Origin of the sequence: uncultured Barnesiella sp. (assembly GCF_946496565.1) — a bacterium.
Classification (GTDB): domain Bacteria; phylum Bacteroidota; class Bacteroidia; order Bacteroidales; family Barnesiellaceae; genus Barnesiella; species Barnesiella merdigallinarum.
The window spans coordinates 85,488-110,760 of record NZ_CAMMHD010000004.1; the positions used below are offsets into that span (position 1 = coordinate 85,488).

The 25,273-nt window shown below is 52.8% G+C and carries 17 protein-coding genes and 1 tRNA gene; 11 read left to right on the forward strand and 7 right to left on the reverse strand.

The genetic code is table 11. The annotated features are described in order from the left end of the window. Positions 1–11 precede the first annotated feature (11 nt). The gene (locus tag Q1K76_RS03380; RefSeq protein WP_300131050.1) at positions 12–2,609 is read right to left on the reverse strand and encodes a DUF4493 domain-containing protein; all 2,598 of its coding nucleotides are present in this window, start codon (positions 2,607–2,609) and stop codon (positions 12–14) included. A 408-nt stretch (positions 2,610–3,017) separates the two neighbouring features. On the opposite strand from Q1K76_RS03380, the gene Q1K76_RS03385 reads away from it, so the two are divergent. The 3 genes from Q1K76_RS03385 to Q1K76_RS03395 all read left to right on the forward strand — a co-directional run bounded on the left by Q1K76_RS03385 (position 3,018) and on the right by Q1K76_RS03395 (position 5,991). Next, positions 3,018–4,340 carry a UDP-glucose/GDP-mannose dehydrogenase family protein gene (locus Q1K76_RS03385; protein WP_300131053.1) on the forward strand — a complete coding sequence of 441 codons (1,323 nt, stop codon included), beginning with the start codon at positions 3,018–3,020 and terminating at the stop codon, positions 4,338–4,340. Positions 4,341–4,717: 377 nt separating this feature from the next. Then, complete coding sequence (locus Q1K76_RS03390; RefSeq protein WP_087408596.1) at positions 4,718–5,338, forward strand: DUF4923 family protein; 621 nt, start codon at positions 4,718–4,720, stop codon at positions 5,336–5,338. 155 nt (positions 5,339–5,493) lie between these two features. Then, the gene (locus Q1K76_RS03395; protein ID WP_087408595.1) at positions 5,494–5,991 is read left to right on the forward strand and encodes an outer membrane beta-barrel protein; all 498 of its coding nucleotides are present in this window, start codon (positions 5,494–5,496) and stop codon (positions 5,989–5,991) included. Positions 5,992–6,245: 254 nt separating this feature from the next. On the opposite strand, the gene Q1K76_RS03400 is transcribed toward Q1K76_RS03395, so the two are convergent. From Q1K76_RS03400 to Q1K76_RS03415, 4 genes are all read right to left on the reverse strand, one after another. Next, a complete protein-coding gene (locus Q1K76_RS03400) occupies positions 6,246–8,870 on the reverse strand; it encodes a valine--tRNA ligase (protein ID WP_300131056.1) in 2,625 nt (874 codons plus the stop codon). 134 nt (positions 8,871–9,004) lie between these two features. Then, entirely contained in the window at positions 9,005–10,189 is a 1,185-nt protein-coding gene (locus Q1K76_RS03405) for a MalY/PatB family protein (protein ID WP_300131059.1), read from the reverse strand. Positions 10,190–10,218: 29 nt separating this feature from the next. After that, a complete protein-coding gene (locus tag Q1K76_RS03410) occupies positions 10,219–11,496 on the reverse strand; it encodes a porin (RefSeq protein ID WP_300131061.1) in 1,278 nt (425 codons plus the stop codon). A gap of 321 nt (positions 11,497–11,817) precedes the next feature. Next, a tRNA-Ser gene (locus Q1K76_RS03415) sits at positions 11,818–11,904 on the reverse strand. Between the two features lie 158 nt (positions 11,905–12,062). On the opposite strand from Q1K76_RS03415, the gene mltG reads away from it, so the two are divergent. Then, positions 12,063–13,109 carry an endolytic transglycosylase MltG gene (gene mltG, locus Q1K76_RS03420; protein ID WP_300131064.1) on the forward strand — a complete coding sequence of 349 codons (1,047 nt, stop codon included), beginning with the start codon at positions 12,063–12,065 and terminating at the stop codon, positions 13,107–13,109. A 578-nt stretch (positions 13,110–13,687) separates the two neighbouring features. On the opposite strand, the gene dnaB is transcribed toward mltG, so the two are convergent. Further along, positions 13,688–15,253, reverse strand: a complete 1,566-nt coding sequence (gene dnaB, locus Q1K76_RS03425; protein WP_300131067.1) for a replicative DNA helicase — start codon at positions 15,251–15,253, stop codon at positions 13,688–13,690. A gap of 190 nt (positions 15,254–15,443) precedes the next feature. After that, positions 15,444–16,745 carry a histidine phosphatase family protein gene (locus Q1K76_RS03430; protein ID WP_300131069.1) on the reverse strand — a complete coding sequence of 434 codons (1,302 nt, stop codon included), beginning with the start codon at positions 16,743–16,745 and terminating at the stop codon, positions 15,444–15,446. Between the two features lie 293 nt (positions 16,746–17,038). Between Q1K76_RS03430 and Q1K76_RS03435 the strand changes: the two genes are divergently transcribed. The 7 genes from Q1K76_RS03435 (at position 17,039) to Q1K76_RS03465 (ending at position 25,261) form a co-directional block, all read left to right on the forward strand. After that, a complete protein-coding gene (locus tag Q1K76_RS03435; RefSeq protein ID WP_258327349.1) occupies positions 17,039–17,506 on the forward strand; it encodes a hypothetical protein in 468 nt (155 codons plus the stop codon). Positions 17,507–17,743: 237 nt separating this feature from the next. Continuing rightward, positions 17,744–18,766, forward strand: coding sequence for a hypothetical protein (locus Q1K76_RS03440; RefSeq protein ID WP_300131072.1), 1,023 nt, complete (start codon positions 17,744–17,746; stop codon positions 18,764–18,766). 109 nt (positions 18,767–18,875) lie between these two features. Next, positions 18,876–19,775 carry a DUF4279 domain-containing protein gene (locus Q1K76_RS03445; protein WP_300131075.1) on the forward strand — a complete coding sequence of 300 codons (900 nt, stop codon included), beginning with the start codon at positions 18,876–18,878 and terminating at the stop codon, positions 19,773–19,775. A gap of 138 nt (positions 19,776–19,913) precedes the next feature. Then, on the forward strand, positions 19,914–20,732 hold the full coding sequence (gene ispE, locus Q1K76_RS03450) for a 4-(cytidine 5'-diphospho)-2-C-methyl-D-erythritol kinase (protein WP_300131078.1): 819 nt from the start codon (positions 19,914–19,916) through the stop codon (positions 20,730–20,732). Between the two features lie 31 nt (positions 20,733–20,763). Next, positions 20,764–21,330, forward strand: a complete 567-nt coding sequence (locus Q1K76_RS03455; protein WP_206422484.1) for a Crp/Fnr family transcriptional regulator — start codon at positions 20,764–20,766, stop codon at positions 21,328–21,330. A 122-nt stretch (positions 21,331–21,452) separates the two neighbouring features. Then, positions 21,453–22,607: an acyltransferase gene (locus Q1K76_RS03460; RefSeq protein WP_258327352.1), complete on the forward strand. Its 1,155-nt coding sequence runs from the start codon at positions 21,453–21,455 to the stop codon at positions 22,605–22,607. 83 nt (positions 22,608–22,690) lie between these two features. Beyond that, positions 22,691–25,261, forward strand: coding sequence for a beta-N-acetylglucosaminidase domain-containing protein (locus Q1K76_RS03465; RefSeq protein ID WP_300131081.1), 2,571 nt, complete (start codon positions 22,691–22,693; stop codon positions 25,259–25,261). Positions 25,262–25,273 lie beyond the last annotated feature (12 nt).

Here is a 25,273-nt window from a genome sequence, read left to right on the forward strand (position 1 = left end):
TACGCTTTATCTTATTCATAGGTGAAAGTTAAGTTGTCGATGGTAAGGGTTGCACCTCGCGAGGCCGATTCGTACTGGCCGTTCGAGACCGAAGTCTTTATGGCCGCACTCTCTTCGCTCTGGTTGTAAGAGGCGTGGTTCGACGAGGTAATCATGATGCGCAGCGTGGTAGCCTTCTGATTGGTTACCGAATAGGTGACGGGCACCGAGAACTCGGTGTAGTCGGCAGCGACCGAGAGACGAGCCGTGCCGGTGGCAATCACCTTCTGCCCGTTGAGCAGGGTCACGGTCACTACGCCCGTTTCGGTGGGGTCGTTGCCGTCGTTGGCATATTTGTACCACCCTTTCAAGGCCGAGGGGCGCGAGGCGAAGCTCACCCCTTCGGTGTAGGTTTCGCTGCCACCCGAGTAGGAGTAGCTGCCCAGGAACAGCTTGCCGGCCGAGCGGTTGGCTATGTTGGGCACGTTGGTGTTGTAGTAGGTGGTATTGAAGGCACCGCCCGAGGTCCCGGGAGTGGTTCCGTTTTCGTCCCAGGCTACGTTGCGCACCACCATGGCGTTGCTCCCGCTCTGGGCCGTGAGGTCGCGATAGAGGTCGGGCGTCACGGTGTTCATGCCGAAACTGCGGTAGGCATCCCAGGTGAGGGTGGTATTGTAGGTCGAGGGAATGACAAACCACGAGTTCTGGTTGGCAGCCGAGAGGTTGCAGGTCTTGGCGTTGACACTGGCCCAACCCGTAGGCTCCTGTATGGTGAAGCTGCAGGTATTCTGATAGTTGACCGGCCATACCGAGTATTTGCCGCCCTGGTTCATATCGGTTACCGAGATGGTTTGGGCTATCTCTTCGAAGTCGCCGTTGGGCACGGCGGCTGCCGACTCGGTGCGCAGGGTGAGGTCGCCGCTGTAATTGACGTTGTCCTGGCCGCTGTTGCACGAACCTCGCAACTGGTAGCGGGTGTCGGGGTTGAGGCCGGTGATGATGCGGCGGCCCTGGCTCAAGGTCGAGGCGACGGTTTCCCACTGGCCGGTACTGTTGGCAAAGAGCACGGCATAGCGGTCTACGGCCTCTTGATACTGCGAATCTTCGGCAGTGAGTTTGACGGTGGCGCGGCGGGCCCAGATGTCATACTCCTCGGCGGTGATGGTGAAGGCCGGGGTCTTGACCGGTATCGAGATGGTCGAGGTCTTGGCTCCGTTGGCATACGAGCCCTCGACTACGACGGGCTTGTCGGTAGCTTCGATCGAAATCTTTATCTGGTAGAGGTTGCCTTCGCTCGAGACCACGGTCGAGTTGCTGTTTATCTTCGCACCTTCGGCGTTGAGGTAGCTGAATTTCACCTGGTCGATGTAGGCTCCATCGAACTCGACGGGAATCGTAACCGATTTGCTGCCCACGAATACCGGTTCGGGGGTCTGCAAGGCAAAGGTGATGGGTATGCTCTTGACCGACAAGGTGATGGGCGATTCGCTCACCTTGCCATACATGTCTTTGGCCGAGAGGGTGAAGGTGTGCATATCGCTCCCGTCGAGGGTGTGCAGGTGGGTAAAAAGTTCGGCAAAGTCGATGAATCCCATCTTGCTGCCCATCTCGGTAAAGCCTTTCAACTTCAGTCCCAGACGGGAGAGCAGGGCGCGGTTTTCGCTGCTCAGGTTCACCAGGTCTATTTCGCGGGGCCACCCTTCGCTTTCGAGGCAGGCCGACGAGGTGGTGAGTGTGCAGGCGGAGAGGCCGGCCTTGGCTGTGAGCGAGATATTTACCTGCCGGTTGTCGGGGTAGCTGTTCTCTTTCACTTCGAGGGGCGTGCTCGGCTCGAATCCGGCCGGGAGGAACGAGGGGGCCGGGGCTACCATCACCTCGTCGGAGATGTCGATGGCGATAGGCTGTGTCTCGGTTGTTTCGTCAAAGCTGATGCTGAGTTGAGCTTCGCCCGCGGCATTGTCGGCAATATCGAGTTTGATGCGGTAGTGCTGACGCGGTTGCGCATTCTCGATGGCGGCCGGTTCGAAGGTCGACTCGATGCCGTTTTGTTTCTTCAGATAGGTCTGTATGGTTATCTTGCCGGGTTTCACATAGGCGGCACGGGTCTCCTCTTTCTCAAATTTTATATAGTCACCCTCGGCCGCATGTATGGTGGTGGCATAGTCGGCAAAGTATTTCTTGAAGGCATCGGAGTATTCGACCGTCACCTTCACGTTGGCCAGGGTGCAGAGTATATCGACCGGCGTATTCTCGCGATAGCGTACGGCTACGTCGGACTGCCCCAGGTAGTAGGGCTTGTCGAACCCCTCCTCCTCGAGGTTGCCGTAGTAGGCGCTCATGGTGTAGGTGCCTACGGGAATTTTTTCGGCCGGGTCGAAGTCGGCCAGACTGTCCCAGGCGCGGGAAAAACTGCCGTCGGCAGATACCAACTTTAAGGCAAATTCACTGACATCGGGATTGGTGGTTTCGGTAATTTCGGTGGTCGAGCGAGTGACAGGTACTACTTGGTAATCGGCTGAAACTTTTACGTTTATGGAACCGTATCCCGAATCGACCTGATTCTCCTCGTTTGCGCAAGATACTAACAATAGCACGGTTGCGCCACATAAGAAAAGATTCTTTACATTCATGTTTCTCTTTTTTAATTTCCGTCTATTCGCAGATGGATTAAGTGCGTGGGGAATCCCCAGGAATCGCCCTCATACACTTTGAGTATAAGTCGAAAATCGGCTCAAAGATAGTAAAAATTTTGTAGATAGAACAGCCGAACCGAGGTTTTTGTTAGCTTTCGTGGTGTAAATAGGAGAAGTAATGACCTTGAAATGAATGCTTTTTGTGTGTCTCTTGGCTCGAGTGGAGTGCGTTTTGGAGCTCTTTTCTCGACGAAATCGACAGAAAAGAGCGCATAGCTCGAAAAATGTCACTATCTTTACCCCACGAAGATAGGGCGGGGATTGTTCAAAGGCTGAAAACCGAGGGTTTACGCCTCTTTCTGCTCTCGTCTTTTCGTATTTTTTACGGTACAAAAAAAGATATATATGAAAATAGCGGTAGTAGGTACAGGCTATGTAGGTCTCGTTACCGGAACATGTTTTGCCGAAATCGGTGTCGATGTGGTGTGTGTAGACATCGACGCCGAGAAGATAGCCCGCATCGAGCGGGGCGATATTCCCATTTATGAACCTGGACTCGACGAGATGGTTCTCCGCAATATGAAGGCGGGGCGGTTGCGCTTTACCACCGATTTGTCGACTTGTCTCGACGGGGTAGAGATTCTCTTCAGTGCTGTGGGCACGCCGCCCGACGAAGACGGTTCGGCCGACTTGCACTATGTGCTCGACGTGGCCCACACCGTGGGTCGCTACATGAACGACTATCTGGTGGTGGTTACCAAGAGCACCGTGCCGGTGGGTACGGCCCGCAAGGTGAAGGCGGCCATCCAGAGCGAGCTCGACAAGCGGGGCGTGTCGATAGAGTTTGACGTGGCTTCGAACCCCGAGTTCCTCAAGGAGGGTAATGCCATTGCCGACTTCATGCGCCCCGACCGCGTGGTGGTGGGTGTGGAGAACAAACGGGCCGAAGCTTTGATGCAGAAGCTCTACAAGCCGTTTATGATTAACAAATACCGCATTATCATCACCGATATACCTTCGGCCGAGATGATTAAGTATGCTGCCAATGCCATGCTGGCAACCCGTATCAGCTTCATGAACGAAATTGCCTTGTTGTGCGATGAAGTGGGTGCCGATGTGGTTGCGGTGCGCAAAGGCATCGGTGCTGACGATCGCATAGGCAGCCGTTTCCTCTATGCCGGGTGTGGCTACGGGGGCTCGTGTTTCCCCAAGGATGTGAAGGCTCTCATCAGGACCGCCGAAGAGAATGGCTGCCACATGCAGATACTGGAGGCCGTGGAGCGGGTGAACGAGTCGCAGAAGGAGCTGCTCTACCATCGGTTGCACGACTACTTCGGGGGCGATCTGGCGGGCCGCAAGTTTGCCGTGTGGGGGCTCTCGTTCAAACCCGAGACCGATGACATGCGCGAGGCTCCGGCCCTGATTCTGATCGATAGGTTGTGTGCCGCCGGGGCCAGCGTGCGGGTGTACGACCCGGTAGCCATGCCCGAGTGCCGTCGTCGCATAGGCGACCGGGTAGAGTATGCCGAAAATATTTACGGGGCGGTAGCCGACGTCGACGCCTTGCTTATCGTTACCGAGTGGAAAGAGTTCCGCATGCCCGACTGGACTGCCGTGCTTCGTGCCATGAAGTCGCCCGTCATATTCGACGGTCGTAATATTTACGACCCGGCCGAGATGAAGGAGTTGGGTTTTGTCTATCGCAGCATAGGCCGCCCCTTGCATTGAGTTTTTTGTCGATAGCAGAAGTGTAAAAAAAGGTAAGGCAGACATGCGTCCTATCCCGGGACGGATGTCTGCCTTTTTGGTAGTGAAAGGGGCTGGAGCGATATTCGTCCACTCGCAATGGCTGCTCCTCCTTTTACCGTTACGTTGTGGAGAACCTCCCTCCCGGGCGCCCTTTCTGTCTATAATAACATCGTTTGCCGATTTTGGTTCAAAGCCGATGCTTTTTTATAGAAAAAAAGAGACGAGGAGACTATCTGCTCACACCCTTTCGCCTCGAGAAGGTGTAGGGCATACGGTTCATATTTCCCGATAAAATTGTATATTTGCAGAAGTAATACCATATAAAAGAAACAAATAACAGAAAATAGGATTGGATTATGAAAAGATGGATTTTGGCCCTGTGCGGGCTATGTTTATTCGGGAGCAGTGCCCACGCGCAATTTTCGCTGGGCGATTTGTTAAATTCGTCGACGGTCAACAAAGTGGTAGGAGCACTGACCGACAAAGATGCTACACTCACGGTAGCCGATTTGGCCGGTACGTGGCGTTATTCGGCTCCGGCCTGCAAGTTTGAGAGCGACGATCTGTTGAAGTCGGCCGGAGGCGAGGTAGTAGCTTCGAGCCTGAAAGACAAACTGGCTACCTATTATGAGAAGGCCGGCATTACCTCGTCGCGCGTCTCCTTCTCGTTTGCCGATACGACTATGGTGATGAACTACGGCAGTGCCAAACTGAACGGCTATATCGTGAAGGATGAGCCGAGCGGCAAGTTTGTGGTGACCTTTACGCTGGTAGGCGGGCATATCCCGGTGATGGTAATGGATGCCGATATTACCAAGAGCGGCAATACGATGGAGATACTTTTCAATGTCGACAAACTGGTCGATGTGCTGGTTTCGATTGCCTCGAAGACACAGAGCTCTACACTGCAGACCATCAGTAACCTGTTGTCGGAATACGATGGCGTGTTGATGGGATTTGAACTGACAAAGCAGTAGCGCATCCGGCATATCGGTCGGCAGGAACCGTATCGATTTGACTCTGCGGTTTATCTATTTTAACAGCTCTGTGAAAAAAGAGAGGTTAAAAATAGGATTGTTGGAAACAAATTCTTATATTTGTTCTTACAATTTAAACTAAAAAAACACGTAAAATGAAAAAATTAGTTTTAACCTTAGTGCTTGTGTTTGGCATGTTGACAGCCAATGCACAATTTTTTGTGGGTGGTCAATTTGGTTTGACTTACGACGGTGATACCGAAAACACGACATTCCGTATTGCCCCCGAGTTTGGCTATGCGTTTAACGATGCGTGGACCGTTGCCGGATCTATCGGCTATACACACATGGACAACTACAATTCGTTTTACATTGCTCCTTATGCTCGTTGGACCTTCTTCAACCAAGGTATCATAGGGCTGTTGGTCGATGGTGGATTTGGTATCTCTACCGGGAAACACAAAGGTTTCGATTCGGAGACTGGTTTTGAAATCGGTTTTAAACCGGGCTTGGCCTTTAACCTGACCGAGAACTTCTCGTTGGTAGCTCACTATGGCTTCCTGGGTTATCGCGACAAATACAACGGCAACAGCGTTTCGGGTCTGTCGCTGAGCGGCAACGACTTGAGTTTCAGTCTCTACTATAAATTCTGATATTCTATTTCGTGAATCATATGGAGTGCCCGGTTGTGCCGGGCACTTTTTTTGTGTCTGCCGGTCTGGAAACTTCCCTCGGTCTCTGGTCTGCGGAGTAGTGGCCGGGGCAGGCCGAGCCGGTCTTGTTTGGATAAGGAGTATCTCATTAGATTACGGATCTCTATCATCGAGGAATATAAAAAGAAGAGTGTGGTTCCCGATGGAGAGGAACCACACTCTTCTGTATGGTGTGCGACCGATTACGGTCCCGGTTATTTCTTGAGGGCGGCGATGCTCTCTTCGAGCGATTTTATCTTCTCTTCGGCGTCGGCTTTTTTCTTGCGTTCCAGAGCTACGACAGCCTCGGGGGCGTTTTGTACGAAACGTTCGTTGTTGAGTTTGCCCATGACGGTTTTGAGGAATCCTTGGGCGTGTTGCAACTCGCCTTCGAGTTTCTTCAGCTCGGCCTCTACGTCGATGTTGTTGCCCAGCGGTATGGCATACTCGGTGGCGTGTACGCGGAACGAAGCGGCTGCCGGGTCTTTCTCGTCGATGGTCTCGATGGCTTCGAGGTTGGTCATCTTGGCGAGAACACAGTCGTTGGTGTGGTCGTGTGCCCCGATGATTTGCAGGGTGAGGGGTTCTTTGTTGGCAATGCCCTTTTGCAGTCGTACGGTGCGCACCCCGGCTACAATCTGTTTGGTGGTCTCGAAGCGGTCGATGAGAGCGTCGTCGACCGGGTGAGCTTCGGGAATATGGGCATACATGATGCTCTCGCCCTCTTTGCGCTCATAGAGGTGCTGCCACAGTTCTTCGGTGATGAAGGGCATGAAAGGGTGCAGCAGGCGCAGCAATGCGTCGAAATAGGAGAGCGTGGCGTCGTAGGTGGCACGGTCGATGGGCTGTTGATAGCCGGGTTTGATCATTTCGAGGTACCACGACGAGAACTCGTCCCAGAAGAGGCGGTAAACGGCCATGAGCGCCTCGGAGAGGCGGTACTTGCCGAAGAGGTCTTTTACCTCGGCGAGGGTGCGGTTGAGCTGGGCGTCGAACCATTGGACGGCAATTTGTGCCGTTTGCGGCTGTTCGAGGTTGTCGTCGACGTTCCACCCCTTGACCAGACGGAAGGCATTCCAAATCTTGTTGTTGAAATTGCGTCCTTGCTCGCACAGGGCATCGTCGTAGAGTATGTCGTTCCCGGCAGGAGCTGCCAGCATGAGTCCCATGCGCACGCCGTCGGCACCGTAGGTCTTGATTAGTTCGAGGGCGTCGGGCGAGTTGCCGAGCGACTTGGACATCTTTCGGCCTATTTTATCGCGTACGATTCCCGTGAAATAGACGTTTTTGAAAGGCATCTGCCCGGCATATTCATAACCGGCCATAATCATGCGGGCTACCCAGAAGAAGATGATGTCGGGACCCGTTACCAAATCGCTCGTGGGGTAGTAGTATTTCATCTCTTCGTTGTCGGGATTGTTGATACCGTCGAAGAGCGAGATGGGCCACAGCCACGACGAGAACCAGGTGTCGAGGCAATCCTCATCTTGACGCAGGTCGGACAGTTGCAGCGAATCGTCGCCGCTCTTCTCCCGGGCCAGCGACAAGGCCTCTTCGGGGGTTGCAGCCACTACGAATCCGCCTTGGGGCAGGTAGTAGGCCGGGATGCGGTGTCCCCACCACAACTGGCGCGAGATACACCAGTCTTTGATATTTTCCATCCAGTGACGGTAGGTGTTTTTGAACTTGTCGGGGTGGAACTTGATGTCGTTGTTCATCACGGCTTCGAGGGCCGGAGCGGCGAGCTTGTCCATCTTGACGAACCACTGCATCGAGAGTTTAGGTTCGATGACTACGTTGGTACGCTCCGAGTAACCCACCTTGTTGTCATAGTCCTCGATTTTTTCGAGCAGCCCGGCGGCTTGCAGGTCTTTGGCAATCTGTTTGCGCACGTCGAAGCGGTCCATGCCTATGTAGAGGCCGCCGGCCTCGCTGATGGTACCGTTGTCGTTGAAGATGTCGATGGAGGGCAGATTGTATTTCTCGCCCAGCATATAGTCGTTCACGTCGTGTGCAGGGGTTACTTTCAAACAGCCGGTACCGAACTCGATGTCGACATATTCGTCCATGATGATGGGTACGGCGCGGTTGACCAGCGGCACGATTACCTTTTTCCCTTTGAGGTAGGTGTAGCGCGGGTCGTTGGGGTTTACGCACACGGCCGTATCGCCCAAGATGGTTTCGGGGCGGGTCGTGGCCACGATGATGTATTTGTCTTCACCTTCGATGTAGTAGCGCAGGTGGTAGAGTTTGCTGTGCTCTTCCTTGTAGATTACCTCTTCGTCGGAGAGGGCGGTGAGGGCTTTGGGGTCCCAGTTTACCATGCGTACACCGCGGTAGATGAGCCCTTTGTTATAGAGGTCGACAAATACTTTCAGCACGCTTTTGGAGCGGAGATCGTCCATAGTGAAAGCGGTGCGATCCCAGTCGCACGATGCACCCAGTTTCTGGAGCTGTTTCAAGATGATGCCGCCGTGTTCCTCTTTCCATTCCCAGGCATATTTGAGAAATTCCTCACGGGTGAGGTCGCTCTTCTTGATGCCCTGAGCGGCGAGTTTGTTCACCACTTTGGCCTCGGTGGCAATCGAGGCGTGGTCGGTGCCGGGTACCCAGCAGGCGTTCTTGCCTTCCATGCGGGCGCGGCGCACGAGGATATCTTGTATCGTGTTGTTCAACATGTGCCCCATGTGCAGAATACCGGTGACGTTGGGGGGCGGGATGACTACGGTGTAGGGTTCACGACCATCGGGTTTCGACTTGAAGAGCCCGTTTTTCAACCAGTAAGCATACCATTTCTCCTCTACGTCGGCGGGATTGTACTTTGTGGCAAGTTCGTTCATAAAGCGATTCTTTCAGATTTTCTTATTATTGTGGTGAGGTACAGAGGTATCGGCCTCTTGCACCAAGTCGGGTGCAAAAGTATAAAATATTTTCCGAAAAAGAGATTTCTTTGTCTCCAAAGTAGCACCCTCGGCTATCGGTTCAGATGGTTCACGGCCTCTTCGAGTTGTTCGAGTGCTTTTTGCAATACGGCTCGTGGCGAACCTACGTTGAGGCGCATGTGCCCTTTGCCTTCGGGTCCGAACATCTCGCCGTCGTTGAGGGCGAGGCGAGCCTTGTCGACAAAGAGGTCGATGAGGGCGTCGTGGTCGAGACCCAGGCGGGTGCAGTCGAGCCATACGATAAACGAGGCTTGCGGGCGTATCGCTTTGATGGCCGGGATATGCTCCTGCAAGAATTTTTCGACGAAGAGAATGTTTTGTTCTACATAGGCCAGCATCTGCTCGCGCCAGTCGCGGCAATGGTTATAGGCGGATTCTGTGGCGATGGTCGCCATGAAAGTGGGTTCGTTCAACTCGTTGGCGGTGAGCCAATCGAAGAACCTCTTGCGAATCGTCTCGTTGGGCACGATGGCATACGAGCTCACCAGCCCGGCGATGTTGAAGGTCTTGGAGGGTGCTCCGAACGAGATGCTGTTTTGGGCGGCTGTTTCGGATACCGAGGCAAAAGGGTGATGGCAGGCCCCGAAGAGCGGCATGTCGGCGTGTATTTCGTCGGCGATGATGAGTATCTGGTGGCGGGCACAGATTTCGGCCACCCGTTGCAGGGTTTCGAGCGGCCATACCACACCGCCCGGGTTGTGGGGATTGCAGAGAATCAACAGTTTGCATTGCGGGTCGATAATCGATTCGAGGTGCTCGAAATCCATTTCATAGTGGTTGCCGTTCCATTTGAGGGGGTTGTGCACCACCTGCCGTCCGTTGCTTTCGGGCACAGCCATGAATGGGGTGTAGACGGGAGTCTGTATGATGATTTTATCGCCGGGATTGCTGAACACGTTCACGGCAAGTCCTATGCCTTTGACGATACCCGGGATATAGGTAATCCATTCGCGCTTTACCTCCCAGCCGTGCAGGTATTTGATCCAGTCGACAATCGATTGCCAGTAGCTGGCGGGAGCTTCGGCATAGCCGTAAACCGGGTGTTGCAGGCGTCGCACAAGGGCTTCGGTAATCGGGGGAGCTACGGCAAAATCCATATCGGCAATCCACAAGGGAATGAGGTCTTCGCGACCGTATCGCTCGCCCAGCACGTCGGTTTTCATGGCACCGGTGTGATGGCGGTCGATAATTGTGTCAAAGTCATATTGAATGGACATGTTGATATATTGTTTAGGATTAGGTTCTGTCAAAATCCGAGTTCTATCTGGAACCGCAACTGCCAGCGGCTGTAATCCGAGGCGGTGAACTCGTCCTTGTAGTTGTAGGAGAGGTCGGCCTGTACTTTGAGCCGGTGGTCGATGAGGTATTTGGTTACGCCCAGGGTCGACTGGTTGTAACAGCGGTAATTGGTGTAGGGCTGTACCTCTTTGTCGGGCTTGATGGTCGAGTTGCGCAGAGCTATTTCCCAGTTGGAGGGGAACAGGTAGCTGGCCTGCACGTTGAGACCCATGCCGGTGAGGATATATTGCTCGACGGTTTCGCCCGATTTGATGAGGGGCGATGAGGTGCATGTGCGTCCCATGAAATCGGTATAGAAGGCAAAGCCTCGGTATTTGAAGATGAAATCGACGAAATAGGACGAGAGGTTGCGTGCCTGGTCGAAGCGGAGCAGGTCGCCGTTGGAACCTTGGGCTCGCAAGGCCCGGTCGTTGTAGCTGTATGCTCCGGCCAGGAGTATCTTGGGCGTCTGCTCGCGTTCATAGTCGCCCTCCATGGCATCGCCTTTGCCGGTAAAGCGGCCCAGGGGGAAGAACTCTATGCGGCCCGTATAGGCGAGTCCGCTGCCCTTGTTGTTGCCCCAGTTGCGTCCTTCGCCCGTAGTAATCGAGGCTTTGGCTGCCAAATCGAATGATCCGAACAGGTGCTGGTTGTACTCGCCGAAGACACCGAAATCACGGTCGAGGTTGAACTCGGAGTTGACAATCGATCGGTCTACAAACTGCAAGGCGCTCGATGAGTTGATTCGGGCACGGTTGGCACGTATCTTGGTTTGTCCGAAACCGATGTTCCATGTCGCATTGGGCACATAGTAAATCATGGCGTCGCGCACGATGTTGCTGTTGCCGTTGGGCAGGGTTTTCGTGTCGGATGGCGAGAATCCCAGTTGTACGAGATAAGTGAGCTTGGGAGTATAGATGTATCCGTCGAATCGCAGACGCAACCGTTTCACGCGCGCGTCGAGTTCCTGAGCTTCGAATTTTTCGTTGAAATCGACGTCGACCATGTTTTGCATTCGTATCCGCATGGTGAGCTTGTAGCTTTTGTTTTTGGGCTGGAACGAGATACCGTTGCCGACCTCGATGTCGGGCATGTGCATGCGTATCAGTCTCAGCTCGTCGGAGTAGTCGGTATCGGGGAGAGTGATATTGAGCGAGTCGTTTTTGAAAGCCGGAGTTTTGGCGGCCGCCGACCACGAAAGAAGCATGAAAACCAATACCGATAAAAAGAATTTTCGATGAGTCATAATGTTTTGAATTTTTTCATGAGTAAATTTTCATGCAGCAAAAATGGGCTTCAATTTTGAAATCAATTTGAAATACAGACTTTTTTTGGCGAGAGTGGTATAAACTGGCCTGTTGGGGATAATGGAAGGCTGTTGCCTTGGCTACCCGATTGGCTGTGTCTCCCGAATTTTTTCTCTCGGTTTTTCGATGTCTGCCGTTATTGGGCCCAAAAATACAACCTGCGCGGCAATATTCCAAGACGACATCGTTAATTTTAGGAGCCTGCCGATAAAGAAAAAGCCTGTGTCGCAGGGGCGATACAGGCTTTTGTGATGCGCTTGCGGAAGGAGGGGGATTCGAACCCCCGGTACCCATTCGAGTACGTCAGTTTAGCAAACTGGTGGTTTCAGCCACTCACCCATCCTTCCAAAGATGGAGTCGTTGTTGAACAACGTTTTTCCAAACGCAGCGCAAAGATAAGCCGAATATTTGAATCCGCAAATTTTTTCGCACTATTTTATTTCGTGAATATTCGCTATTTTTGTCGTCCCGATATAAAATGTTCATGTAGTATTACCGATTGTTTATGACAAATGTAAAGAAAAAGAGAAGGATAGGAATATTGCTTGGGTCATTGGCGGCTGTGGTGTTTGTGGTGGCATGTGTTGCCTTGTGGGTGGCCAAAGGTTATCTTTACGACCCTGTCGTGAGTAACCGTTCGATGGTGTATGTGCACCGGCAGTGGAGTGCGGCACAGCTCGACAGCGCCTTGTGTGAGGCTTTGGGCGATGAGCATTCGGTGGCTCGGGTGGAGCGTATGCTCTCGGTTTATGAGTTCGATGCGGCCAATCGTGAGGGGGCTTATCGGCTGGAGCCCGGTATGAGTGCCTGGAAGGTGGCTTTGAAACTGTCGCGTGGCAGCCAGAGTCCCGTGCGTGTGACTTTTAATAATGTGCGCACTCTCGACCAGTTGGCCGCTCGTCTGGACGAACAACTCTGTTTCTCGAAGGAGGATTTGCTCGCCTTGTTGCGGAGCGACAGCGTGTGTGCCGCGCTGGGATTCTCACCGGTCACGCTGCCGGCCCTTTTTCTGCCCGATACCTATGAGTTTTATTGGACGGTGACTCCCGAGGCTTTTCTGCAAAAATTGAGCAAGGAGTATGCCCGGTATTGGGAGGGCAGGCGTGAGCAACAGGCCAAGGCTTTGGGCCTGACTCCGATCGAGGTGGCTACGTTGGCCTCGATTGTAGAGGAGGAGACCAACAAGCCCGACGAGATGGGCATTGTGGCCGGTCTCTATATGAACCGGTTGCGTAGAGGTATGCCCTTGCAGGCCGACCCTACGGTGAAATTTGCCTGGGGAGATTTTTCGTTGAAACGTATTCTTAACAAACACTTGACCATCGACTCGCCCTACAACACCTATCGAGTGACGGGGCTCCCCCCCGGCCCGATACGTATCGCCTCGAAGCAAGCTGTCGATGCTGTGTTGAATCACAAGCCCAATCCCTATCTTTATATGTGTGCACGGGAGGATTTCTCGGGCTATCACAATTTTGCCACGAGTTTGGCCGAGCACCAGCGCAATGCCGTGCGTTACCAACGTGAGCTGAATCGCCGGGGCATACGTTGATTTTCTCCGGGCGAGGAGTCGCCGGCCTGTCTTCCACAGATGGGAAAAGAAATTGGTTTAAAATAGCAAAGCCTCGTCTCACGACGGGGCTTTACTACTTGAAATATATCAAAAACAAGAAAGAGGATAATGTTTATTACAGAGATAAACAAAGGATAATATAATACCAATGAAACACACAAAAAACAAGAATATTATCGTATAAATCAAACTCTTTTGAAATCGGTTCCTCGCTTTTCTCTCCCGGGAGCGACGCTTCGCTCTCTTCGGGTGAGGGGCGCTGTGGGGGCCGTTTTCGATAATAAAACAAAGCCGGTGGCAGAAAGGTTTCGTAATGTGTTGGTTTTAACATGTATTAACTTTCTTGCGGTTTCTTCTGCGGGATAGTCGACAGCCGCGTTGGGGTCGTCGTCGATCCCAATAGCCAGTGTGAGCCAATACAATAGCAGGACAATCGCCAGGACTATGCCTGTGACTGTCCGGATTTTTTGTCGTTTTTGCCGTCTGTTTTCCATACGTCGGTGTTACTCGGTTTGTTCAAGTAGAGTAACATCGACGGGCCGAATAAAGTTCGGCGCTTAGAAAGGTAATTTTTCTTCGCCGTTGGCAGGATTCAGGAAATCGGTATTCCCGGGCATGGGAGTCGCACCCGTGGCAGGGGCGCCTCCGGCAGAAGCCGTGTTGAATTTCGAGGAGACCGGGGCGCTGAAATCCGAGAGCCGGGTATCCTCGTCGTAGTTCTGGAACCGGGCCAGGTAGGAAACGAATTTGAGGTTGACGGTATCGGTGGCACCGCTACGGTGCTTGGCGATGATAAACTCGGCCAGCCCCTCGATGCTGTTCCCGTTGGCATCTTCCTTGGAGCGGGTGTAATACTCGGGACGGTGGATAAAGCATACCATATCGGCATCCTGTTCGATGGCTCCCGACTCGCGCAGGTCGGAGAGCTGGGGGCGCTTGGCCTCTTTGCTGTCCTTGTCGTTGCCGCGCGATTCTACGCTACGATTCAACTGCGACAGGGCGATGATGGGTATCTGCAACTCTTTGGCCAGTTGTTTGAGCGATCGCGATATGGTACTTACCTCCTGTTCGCGGCTACCGAACGACATGCCGCTGGCGTTCATCAGCTGCAAGTAGTCGATGATGATGATTTTGATGCCGTGTTCGCGCACCAGTCGGCGGGCTTTTGTACGCAATTCGAATACCGAGAGGCTGGGGGTATCGTCGATGTAGATGGGGGCGTTTTGCACAATTTCAATGCGCGACATGAGGCGTTCCCACTCGATGGGAGTCAGCTGCCCGCTTTTGATTTTGTCGCCTGGAATCTCGCAGGTGTTGATGATGAGACGGTTTACAAGTTGCACATTCGACATCTCGAGCGAGAAGATGGCCACCGGGGTGTTGTAGTTGACAGCCATATTCTTGGCCATGGAGAGAACGAAAGCGGTTTTACCCATGGCCGGGCGGGCGGCGATGATGATGAGGTCGGAGTTTTGCCAGCCCGAGGTGATTTTGTCAATACCGTGAAATCCTGTTTGCAGACCGCTCAAACCGTCGGTACGGTTGGCTGCCACCTGTATCTGTTTGATGGCTTCGCTCACGACGGGGGCAATTTGCACCACATCCTTTTTCAGGTTGCGTTGCGAAATCTCGAAGAGTTTCCCCTCGGCCTCTTGCATGAGGTCGTCGACGTCGTTGGTCTCGTCGAATGCCTTGTTCAGGATTTCGCTCGAAAACTCGATCAGCTCGCGGGCCAGGTATTTCTGGGCCACGATGCGTGCATGATACTCGATGTGTGCCGCCGAGGCCACCCGACCCGTCAGCTCCGAGATGCGCAGGGCACCGCCTACCTCGTCGAGTTTGCCGTCGAGGCGCAATTGCTCGGTGACGGTGAGCATGTCGATAGGGCGCTGCTGGGCACCCAGCTTGGCAATGGCGCTGTAAATGGTCTGGTTGTTGGGGTCGTAGAAGCACTCGGGTTTCAGGATGTCGCACACGGTGGTGTAGGCATCCTTCTCGAGCATGAGGGCTCCCAACACGGCCTCTTCGAGCTCGGTGTCCTGGGGTTGTATCTTGCCCTGTTCCGAGACTTTCGGGGCATAGGTTTTCTTCTGACGGGGGGTATAGTTTCTTCGAGTTTCCATATATCGCTTTCTTTCGAGATGCAAAGGTATATAATCTTTGTGTGCCGAGGTACAGGGCGAGCCAAATCTTATGAAGAAGTTTTCAACAAGAGGGAGTGACAGGCTTGGGCCTGAAGGGGACGATTCGTCTCGCATTCAGGCCCAAGTAGGTATATCGGCAGTGAAATAGTGAGGTTGCAGGTCTCGGCTTTTAGGGCAGGGCGGGGGCTACGTTGGGGAAGCTCTCCATCCGGTCGGCACAGTAGGCTTTGAACGCCTCCCAGTCGTAGTAGGGAGCGTGGTCCGAAGCGATGGGCAACTTCACCTCCTGCTCGTTGAAGAGCACCTTGACCAGCACCCGGCCGGCCGGGTTGCGGTAGAGAATCCACTGGATGTTGGTGGCCATGGGGTTGTATTTGAAATCCTGCCAGCAGTCGGCCACCTTCTCGGGGTCAGACTCGGCCACGGCGGCATTCTCGATGCCGAGCAGAGCCAGCAGGGGAATAGTGTTTTCGCCGTGGGCAAATCGCAGGTTGGCCTCGATGCCGTTGCCGTCGACAGCCGCCTGCGAGGTAGCCAGCATGTCGGCCAGCAGCGGCTTGGCTATGGCCACGGGCAGTCCTTGGCCGTCGGGGTAGTTGGCTTTGCGCAGGTATTGCGAGAGGTTGTTCACGCTCCACAAGTCGTACTTCTCATCCTCGGTAAACCAGGGGAAGAGGTCGATGCCGTAGTCGGTATTGGGCAGAATCATGGCCAGGGCATAGAGGTGCGTCATAAAGGTGACGGGGTTGGGAATCAGCTCTTCCCACCCTTTTTTGAAGGTCTGGTCGATGAGCCGGGTGGGGGTGTGCCGCGTTTGATACTCCTTGAGTACCGATTTCCACGGCCCTTTGGCCAGGTATTGCTTGTAGTCCTTGCTGTTGAAAGGGCGCAAGGTGTTGTCGTAGCCGTTGCTGGGGTCCATGGAGAAATCGGCCTCCGGGGTGTAGCCCCGCATCTCGGCCACGAAGGCCGCCATGCTGGCCATGGAGCGGGGTACGGTAGTCGATTGGGCGATGAGGTTCACACGGCCGTCTTGCGGGGTAAATGCCGGGCGGAAGCGGTTGTACATGCGGCGGGCCATATCACGGTGTTGTTGGGCCCCGAGGGGAGTGAGGTCGCCCCAGCGGTGATTCATGCGCTGGTATATCGAGTCGATTTGACTTTTCAGCAGTTTGCCCTGCGAGGTGAGCATGCCGAGCGAGTCGGCCCGGTTCATGAGTTTGTAAAGGTTGGGCACCAGTGTTTTCGAGTCGTGTGTGCGGGAACCGTGCCGGGCTATGTGGTCGACATGGAAGGGGACGAACCCTTCGGGAGCCGGCGTGTCGGTGGTGTCGTTGCAGTAGTAGGGGGTACCCGTACTGCCGAAGAACTGCGGGTTGCGATGCAGGAAATCGCGGGTCGAGGTTTGCCCGTATGCGAATGACGATAGGGCGAGCAGGAGAGCGCCTGCCGTGAGAATTCTTTTGTTCATCTAAGCACTTTTTGAGTTATGCGGGTAAATTTAGAATAAATTCTGCCGATACTAAAATTTTTTATTCATTTTTAGAATGTGGAAACGGTTCCATTTCCTTTTCGGTTTCAGGCCAAAATGTATTTTTTTGTCTCTTTTCCTGAGAAAAACTTCAGTTTGATTGTCTTGTAAGAGTATTTTTTGCTTCTTTGCATTTATAGCTGCATTGGTGACTTTAATCCATGTCCCGTAAAAATCCGATATACGAAGAAGCTATAAAAGTGGGAAATAGTTATATTAAAAATTTATAGTTTATGACAAGGAAAAAGATTGAAATCGGGGATATTTTTGAAGTCCCTACGGCAATAGGAAATGCATATATCCAATACATGGCCGAAGTGAATCAAGTGACATTGATACGCTTGCTTCCGGGGGTATATCATGAACCCGTCGATTTGGAAAAATTAGTCCAACAGAAAGAACGATATATCTGTTTCGTTCCGTTGGGAATAGCTTTACGAAGAAAATACATTCGCAAAGTCGGCTTTTCCGAAGTCAAAAAGTTCAAAGTCCCTAAATATTTCAAAGAAGTAGAAAAAGTTTGCGGAGAGTTCAAAGGGTGGGAAATTACCAATATTCAAAATAATGAATGGAGATTAGTAAAAAAACTGACAAAAAAGCAAAAAAAATATCCGCCCAGCGGAATCTGGGGTATAGAATTTTTGATAGACCGTATTGAAAAAAACTGGAACCCGGAAACTTGGGAAGACGAAAGAGTATAAATATATACGTTTACAGGCGATTAACTTTAATGAAGTAATCGCCTGTAAATTAAAATAGAAAATGCAACTCAAAAACACAATCGGTTGAGATATCTCAACCGATTGTCAGGCCAAACCACCTACTTTTGTGTTGCAAATGAAAAAGAAAGCGCATTTAACCCGAGAACAAAGGTGTCAAATTTCAGTATTACTGCAAGCCGGACATACCCAAAAAGTAGAAAGCAAAAAGATCAAGGTATGAAAAAGGAGATAAAAGGAGAAAACGTTACAAATAAGAATCTTGTTACCATAAAAATAAAACAACGAAAAGAGCCCATCACTGGCCTTTATGTGAATCATGATAACAATTGGGTCGCTGTTTGGGAAAATACATATGACTATGTCCTCGATGGATATACATTCATCAATCGAGAGTGGATAGACCATTTTCATATCGAAACAGACAGAATAGCAGACTATATATTTTCCAACTCAAAATGGGAGCTCATAAATTCTACGCTTCTATTTCCTCCCGCTCTATTTGATAAAGATAAACTCGTTGAGATATGGCAACACAAAGCTCATAAATTTTGGCTCGGAGAAGTAAAAAATATCAACGAACAATACATAACAATGAGGATTTTAGATAAACAAGCACAATGGATTGAATATAAAAATTTTCCTTTACAGAAGATTCGCTTTTTTCGAGTGAACACTCGTTACTCGTGCGCTTATCAAAAATATATAACGACAGACTCCACAAAAATCCCCCGATTGGAAATCTGGGAAATCAAGGTTAAGAACCACAATGAAATATATAAAGGTGTGGTCGTTCAAGAAAATGAAGAATGGATTATTCTTCACCAAAGTCAGAGAGATTTTAATTTCGACGGATATTTATTTATCAATAAAAATTTCATTAAACAAAAAAATATAGTTTCAACAGATAGAATTTCGGCAAAAATCCTTTCTCTTAACTATTCACCGATGTGGAAATATGAAGGAAAGGGTATAGATTGTACAAATACCATGCACATTTTCAGCACCTTCATGGAGAAAAAAGAAAACATAGCGATAGGATTGGAATCGGACGATTATATCCTTGTCGGAAAAATTTCCAAGCTCAACCGAAAATCCATTGTTCTCAATAAAATTGATGAACAGACGAACTTTATACAATCACAAAGAATCCCCTTTTCCCAAATACGTCTTATCGAATATAAGAACAATTATCTCACCTCACTAAGTAAATATGAGAATCTTTTTGTCTCCATAGATTGATGATAAATTACTACGGGAAAAGCATAAAATTACATGCTATTATTCCCATAACTCATAGAATAAAGGAAGATTAAAAGTAATGATTACATTTAACGATAAAATAATAGAAATGGGATGCGATTTTTGGATCGATACCGAAGAAGATGCTCCCTCGGTCGTAACCCGTATGACCGGTATCCAACCCTCGTGGGCCACTACAAAAGGCGAAATATTCAGAACAAGACCCCACAATACAATACCCAGTAAGGAAATACCCGGGAAGTTCTTTAAACAAAATCTGTGGGAATTATCCGGTACTACCTATTTTGAAAAAGACGACCATCTGATACCTTTCAAATCGATCGATATGCTCGAAATGATAGAGAAACAGAAAAGCTCTTTCCAAAAGATTTTTAGAAACTACAAATACAAATGCCTCCTTCATTTCTGCTATACCAACCGGCATAAACTTCAATTCCGCATTCCGCCTGAACTGTGGAAGCGTATCGCTCCGTACGGATTGTTGGTCGACTTCGACCTGTACCTGCTCAGTAAAAGCAAAAAAAATAACATTAACCGAATCAAGACCGGAACCGAGATGGGCTGCACGCTCTATATCGAGACCGGGAAGAATGACCCGGGTATCGTTACCGAGATGACCGGAGTATCTCCCACCCGTATCAAACGGAAAGGATACCCCGACATACCCTACACCGAGCTCGGCACTCACCCGGTCTTCGATGAGAAAAACGTCTGGTTTTACGATACGTTCGACAACCGAAAAGCATCGAAATATTTCGATCTGGTATATCAATCCACCGAAATATTGGACTTGGTAGAAAGCCGTTTAGAGTCGTTTCGAAAAGTTTTCCGCCGTTTCAAAAACAGCGGATTGATACTCCATTGCAGTATGGGACATTATAACTTCCAGTTCAGAATACGGCCCGACATGTGGCAAAGAATCGCCAAGCTGAATATCCCGGTAGATTTTTATCTATACTACATAAGTACACCTTATTTTGACGATTGAACCATTGGACTCATGGGAACACAGAAGATTGAAATCGGGGATATACAAATGCCTCCTTCATTTCTTTTTTAGAAGAAGGTTGTCCATGTGGGGGAGAATGGTTAATTTCGCCGAGAAACTCGAAAAACAGACAAAACCATGATACGGTTTCCCAATGCAAAAATCAACCTGGGGCTGCGCATCGTTTCGCGTCGCCCCGACGGGTATCACAATCTCGAAACGGTCTTTTATCCCATACAGCTGCAAGATGCGCTGGAGCTGGTGCCGACGTCCGACCCGGCTACGAGCCTCACGCTGTCGGGGATAGTCATCGACGGCGACAGCCGCGACAACCTGGTGATGAAGGCGTGGCGGCGGTTGAGCGAGCGATTCGACCTGCCGCCGGTGTCGATACACCTGCACAAGGCGATACCCTTCGGGGCCGGACTGGGCGGTGGGTCGGCCGATGCTGCCTTTCTGCTGGCGATGGTGCGCGACTATTTCCACCTGCCGCTGAGCGACGAGGAGCTCGACCGCGAGGCGGCCGCTTTGGGTGCCGACTGTCCTTTCTTCCTGCACAACAAGCTGTTGCTGGCCAAGGGGATAGGCGACGAGTTCGAACCGGTAGCTCTCTCGCTGAAAGGGTACCGTCTGGTACTGGTGAAGCCGGCCGTGGCGGTGCCTACGGCGGTGGCCTATTCGCTGGTGACTCCTGCCGAGCCCGATGAACCGGTGAGCGTGACCATTGCGCGGCCGGTGGCCGAGTGGCGCGACCGGCTGGTCAACGATTTCGAGAAGAGTGTCTTTGCCCGCTTCCCCGAGGTGGGGGCTATCAAGGAGAGCCTCTACGAGGCCGGTGCGGTCTACGCCTCGATGTCGGGGTCGGGGTCGTCGGTCTTCGGACTGTTCGACCGGGAGGTCGACCTGGGCGATCGCTATCGCAACTGCTTCGTATGGAGCGGCGCGTGCGAGGTGTAGAGCCTTGACCCGAGAGGAGAACAAGTCTATGATGGATGTAGTGATTGAAACGATAAATGCGTTGTATCCGCTCTCGCCCGAGACGGTGCAGGCCTTGAAGGAGAGCGTGACCGAGTGCCGCTTTCCCCGGCGGTATCAGTTGGTGCGGGCCGGCATCTACTGCAAGTATGCCTACTTTATCGAGCAGGGCATGACGCGCTCGTTCTGGCTGGTCAACGGCGAGGAGATAACCACCTCGTTTTCGTGCGAGGGGGGCATCGTTTTCAGCATGGACGAACTCTACTACGACAAGGTGAGCGAGGAGTATGTCGAGACCCTCGAGGAGGTGGTGGCCTATCGCATTGCGCTGTCGCGGCTGCGCGAGCTGTTCGAGACCAATCTCGAGCTGGCCAACTGGGGGCGCATCATTCACCAGAACGAATACCGGCGGTTGCACCGTTCGCACAAGGAGCGGCTCACCCTCTCGGCCCGCGAGCGGTACGAGGCGTTTCAGCAACAGTTTCCGCAGGTGTGCCAACGGGCCCAACTGGGTTACATCGCCTCGTATCTGGGCATCACGCTCTCGACACTCAGCCGGTTGCGCCGGGCCAAAAAATAGTGGGGGAGTCCCGGCCGTTTTTGATGTAGGTCAAATTTCAAGTGCGGCAACTGCTGTAATTTTGCAGTCGTAGCACGCTGCTACGAAAAACAGAAATTCATCCAGTAGAAAAATTCATCATCATGCAAAACATCTCTTCTGCCGCCTTCTCCGATACCAAACCCCATTACGAACTGCTCGACGGGTTGCGGGGCGTGGCGGCCCTCCTGGTCGTGTGGTACCACGTGTTCGAAGGCTATGCCTTTGCCGGGGGAACCCTTATCGAAGGTATCAATCACGGATACCTGGCTGTCGACTTCTTTTTTATCCTGTCGGGATTCGTCATCGGGTATGCCTACGACGACCGTTGGGGCCGGAGCCTGACGCTGAAAAACTTTTTCAAACGCCGGCTTATCCGCCTGCACCCCATGGTGGTGATGGGGGCGGTGCTGGGAGCCATCACCTTTTGCCTGCAGGGGCGGGTGCAGTGGGACGGTACCCATGTGGCCACCTCGATGGTGATGCTGGCCCTGCTATGTGCCATGTTTTTCATCCCGGCCGTCCCCGGTGCCGGTTACGAGGTGCGGGGCAATGGCGAGATGTTCCCGTTGAACGGCCCCAGCTGGTCGCTCTTCTTCGAATATATCGGTAACCTGCTCTATGCGCTGGTGCTTCACCGGCTCTCGACCCGGGTCCTGACCGGCGTCGTGGTGGTGCTGGGGCTGGCGTTGGCCGGCTTTGCCACCTTCGACGTGTCGGGTTACGGCAACATCGGGGTAGGGTGGACGCTCGACACGGTCAACTTCGTGGGCGGTCTGTTGCGCATGCTCTTCCCCTTCTCGATGGGGCTGCTGCTCTCGCGTCGCTTCAAACCGGTGCGGGTGCGGGGTGCCTTTTGGATTTGCTCACTCGTCTTGCTGGTGCTGTTTCATGTGCCCTATCTGCCCGGGACCGAAAGCTTCAGCCTGAACGGACTGTTCGAGACCGTTTGCATCGTCGCCGTATTCCCGGTATTGATTGTTCTGGGGGCTTCGGGGGCTACTACCGATGCCTTTTCGACCCGGGTGTGCAAGTTTCTGGGCGACATCTCCTATCCGCTCTATATCACCCACTATGCCTTCATGTATCTGTTTTATGCCTGGCTCATCGAGAAGGGTTACTTCACCTTTGGCGAAACTTGGCAGGTGGCCCTGTGCGTGTATGTGTGGAATGTGGCGGTGGCCTACCTTTGCCTGAAACTCTATGACGAACCGGTGCGTCGTTGGTTGAGTCGGAAATTTTTGAAGAAAGGCAAATAATTGCTATTTTTGAACCCGGAAGAGGGGAGCGGTCTCGTGCTGGTGCCGTCTTGACCAATGGAAAACAACAGAAACCAAAAAATATGATGAAGTGTAGCAAAGTATTGACCGCATGGGCTGTCGCGATGTTGGCCTGCGGTAGTGTGTGGGCTCAGGAGGCTGAATTCGATTTGTCGAGTCAGCGTTCCGAGTCGCAGGATGTGTTGGCCGTTCCGGGCAAGAAGCTCGATCACGGCGGTATTGTGGTGAACCCTACGCCGCAGCAGATGACCCTCGACCGGGCGCATGTGCTGGATTTGTCGAAGGGGGTGAACCTCAAGGACCGTCAGGGCCGTTTCTCGGCCGATGTGCCGTTCCTGACCCAGAACAAGAAGGGGGTGAAACTCACCGTCGACTATGGCGAGAAACAGGCCGAACGTAAAGGCGTGAAAGCCATATCGGGAGCCTACTGGCTGTGTGTGAATCAGAAGGGTATCGATATTGTAGGTTACGACGAACGGGGTGCCTTCTACGGCTTGCAGACGTTGCGGCAGTTGCTCGAGAGTCCGGCGGCAGCCGACGGCCGTTTGCCCTATGTCGAGGTTAACGATTACCCCGATTTGAAATATCGTGGTGTGGTCGAGGGCTTTTACGGCACTCCCTGGTCGCATGAGGTACGCATGTCGCTCATCGACTTCTACGGCAAGTTCAAGATGAACAGCTACCTCTACGGTCCCAAAGACGACCCCTATCACAGCTGCCCCAACTGGCGGTTGCCCTATCCCGAGAAGGAGGCCGAGCAGATTAAGGATCTCATCGAGGCCTGCCGCCGCAACCGGGTCGATTTCGTGTGGGCCATTCACCCGGGGCAGGATATTAAATGGAACGAAGAGGATTATCAGAATCTGGTGAATAAGTTTAACTGGATGTACGACCTGGGCGTGCGTGCCTTTGCCCTCTTCTTCGACGACATATCGGGCGAGGGTACCAACCCCGTGAAACAGACCGAACTGCTCAACCGCCTGACGGCCGACTTTGTCAAGGCCAAGGGCGACGTGGCTTACCTCACGGTTTGTCCTACCGACTACTCCAAGCTGTGGGCCAACCCCACACCGCAGGGACCTCTGGCCATTTATGGCAACACGCTCGACCCCTCGGTCGAGGTATTCTGGACCGGCGACGTGGTGTGCAGCGACCTCACGCCCGAGACGATGGAGTGGGTCAACAGCCGCATTAAACGGCCGGCTTACTTCTGGTGGAACTATCCCGTGAACGACTATGTGCGTCACGTCATTCTGCAAGGCCCGGTTTACGGGCTCGATACCACCTTGACGTCCGACGACCTCTGCGGTATCGCCAGCAATCCCATGGAGCATGGCGAGGCTTCGAAGCTGGCCCTTTACGGCGTGGCCGATTATACCTGGAACGTGGCCGACTACAACCCCATCGACAACTGGGAGCGGGGTTTGGGCGAACTGATGCCCGAGGCTCGCGAGGCATACCGCACTTTTGCCATCCACTCGTGCGATACCGAGAACGGCTATCGCCGCGACGAGTCGTGGGAGACCCGTACCTTCCGTCTGGCCGATTGGGACGACGCTGCGGCCGATGCCCTCTGGCAGGAGTTCGACCGGGTAGAGAAAGCCCCCGCTACCATAGAGCGCAACTGTGCCAACCGGGGCCTGGTCAAAGAGTTGACCCCCTGGCTCGTCGAGTTTGAAAAGCTGGGTGCGCGCGGCAAACGGACCATCGAGCTGGCCCGCCTCTATCTCACGGATGGCGACCATGCCGCCTTCTGGAACCTCTATGTGCAAAACCTGATGAGTAGCGACGACCGCGCCGCCTACGAGGCTCACAAGAGCGGAACCATGAAACTGCAACCCTTCTACGAAAATGCCATGGACGATATGGCCCACGGTTTCCTGGCTCGCGTGTGGGGCGAGACGCCCATCTATTACAAGGGCATCGGTACCTTCAGCACAATCAAGACTCCGCAGGCGAAACTGATGCTGGACCACGACACGGCAACCTACTACACGTCGGGTATCGCTCAGAAGGCCGGCGACTGGATGGGCCTCGACCTGGGCAAGATTGAGCCGGTGACCGAACTCTCGATTCGTCAGGGACGCAACTCGGTCGACGATGTCGACTACTTCGACCACGCCGTGGTAGAATATTCGGCCGACGGAAAGACGTGGACGCCCCTCACCGGCGAGTTGAAGCAGCAGTATGTCATCGACTGGCAGGGCGAGCCGGTACAGGCCCGATACATTCGTTTGAAACGGCTCGAGTCGGCCCGCACCAACTATGCCTCGATACGTTCGTTCGAGGTGAATCCGCCTCGTCTCGAGCGGTTGGGCTTTGACCTGAAGGCCGACGACATGCAGCAGGCTCTCTACCTGTTCGACGGCCAGCTGGGCACGAGCTATCGCAACAAGGGTACCATCACCTTCGGGGTGAAACCCGGTGTGGAGGCTTATGCTCTGTTGATGAACAGCCGGAAGGATGGCAAGCCGCTGGCCGTAACGGTGAAGCAGTTGGCCGCCGACGGTTCTACACTGGCCGAGGTGACGGCAACCGAACCCTTCTGCAAGGTTGCTTTGCAGCCCGGTGTTTCGTCCATACAGCTCACGGGCGATGCCGAGATATTCGAAATCGTACCGACCCGGAAATAGGCCGACGACACG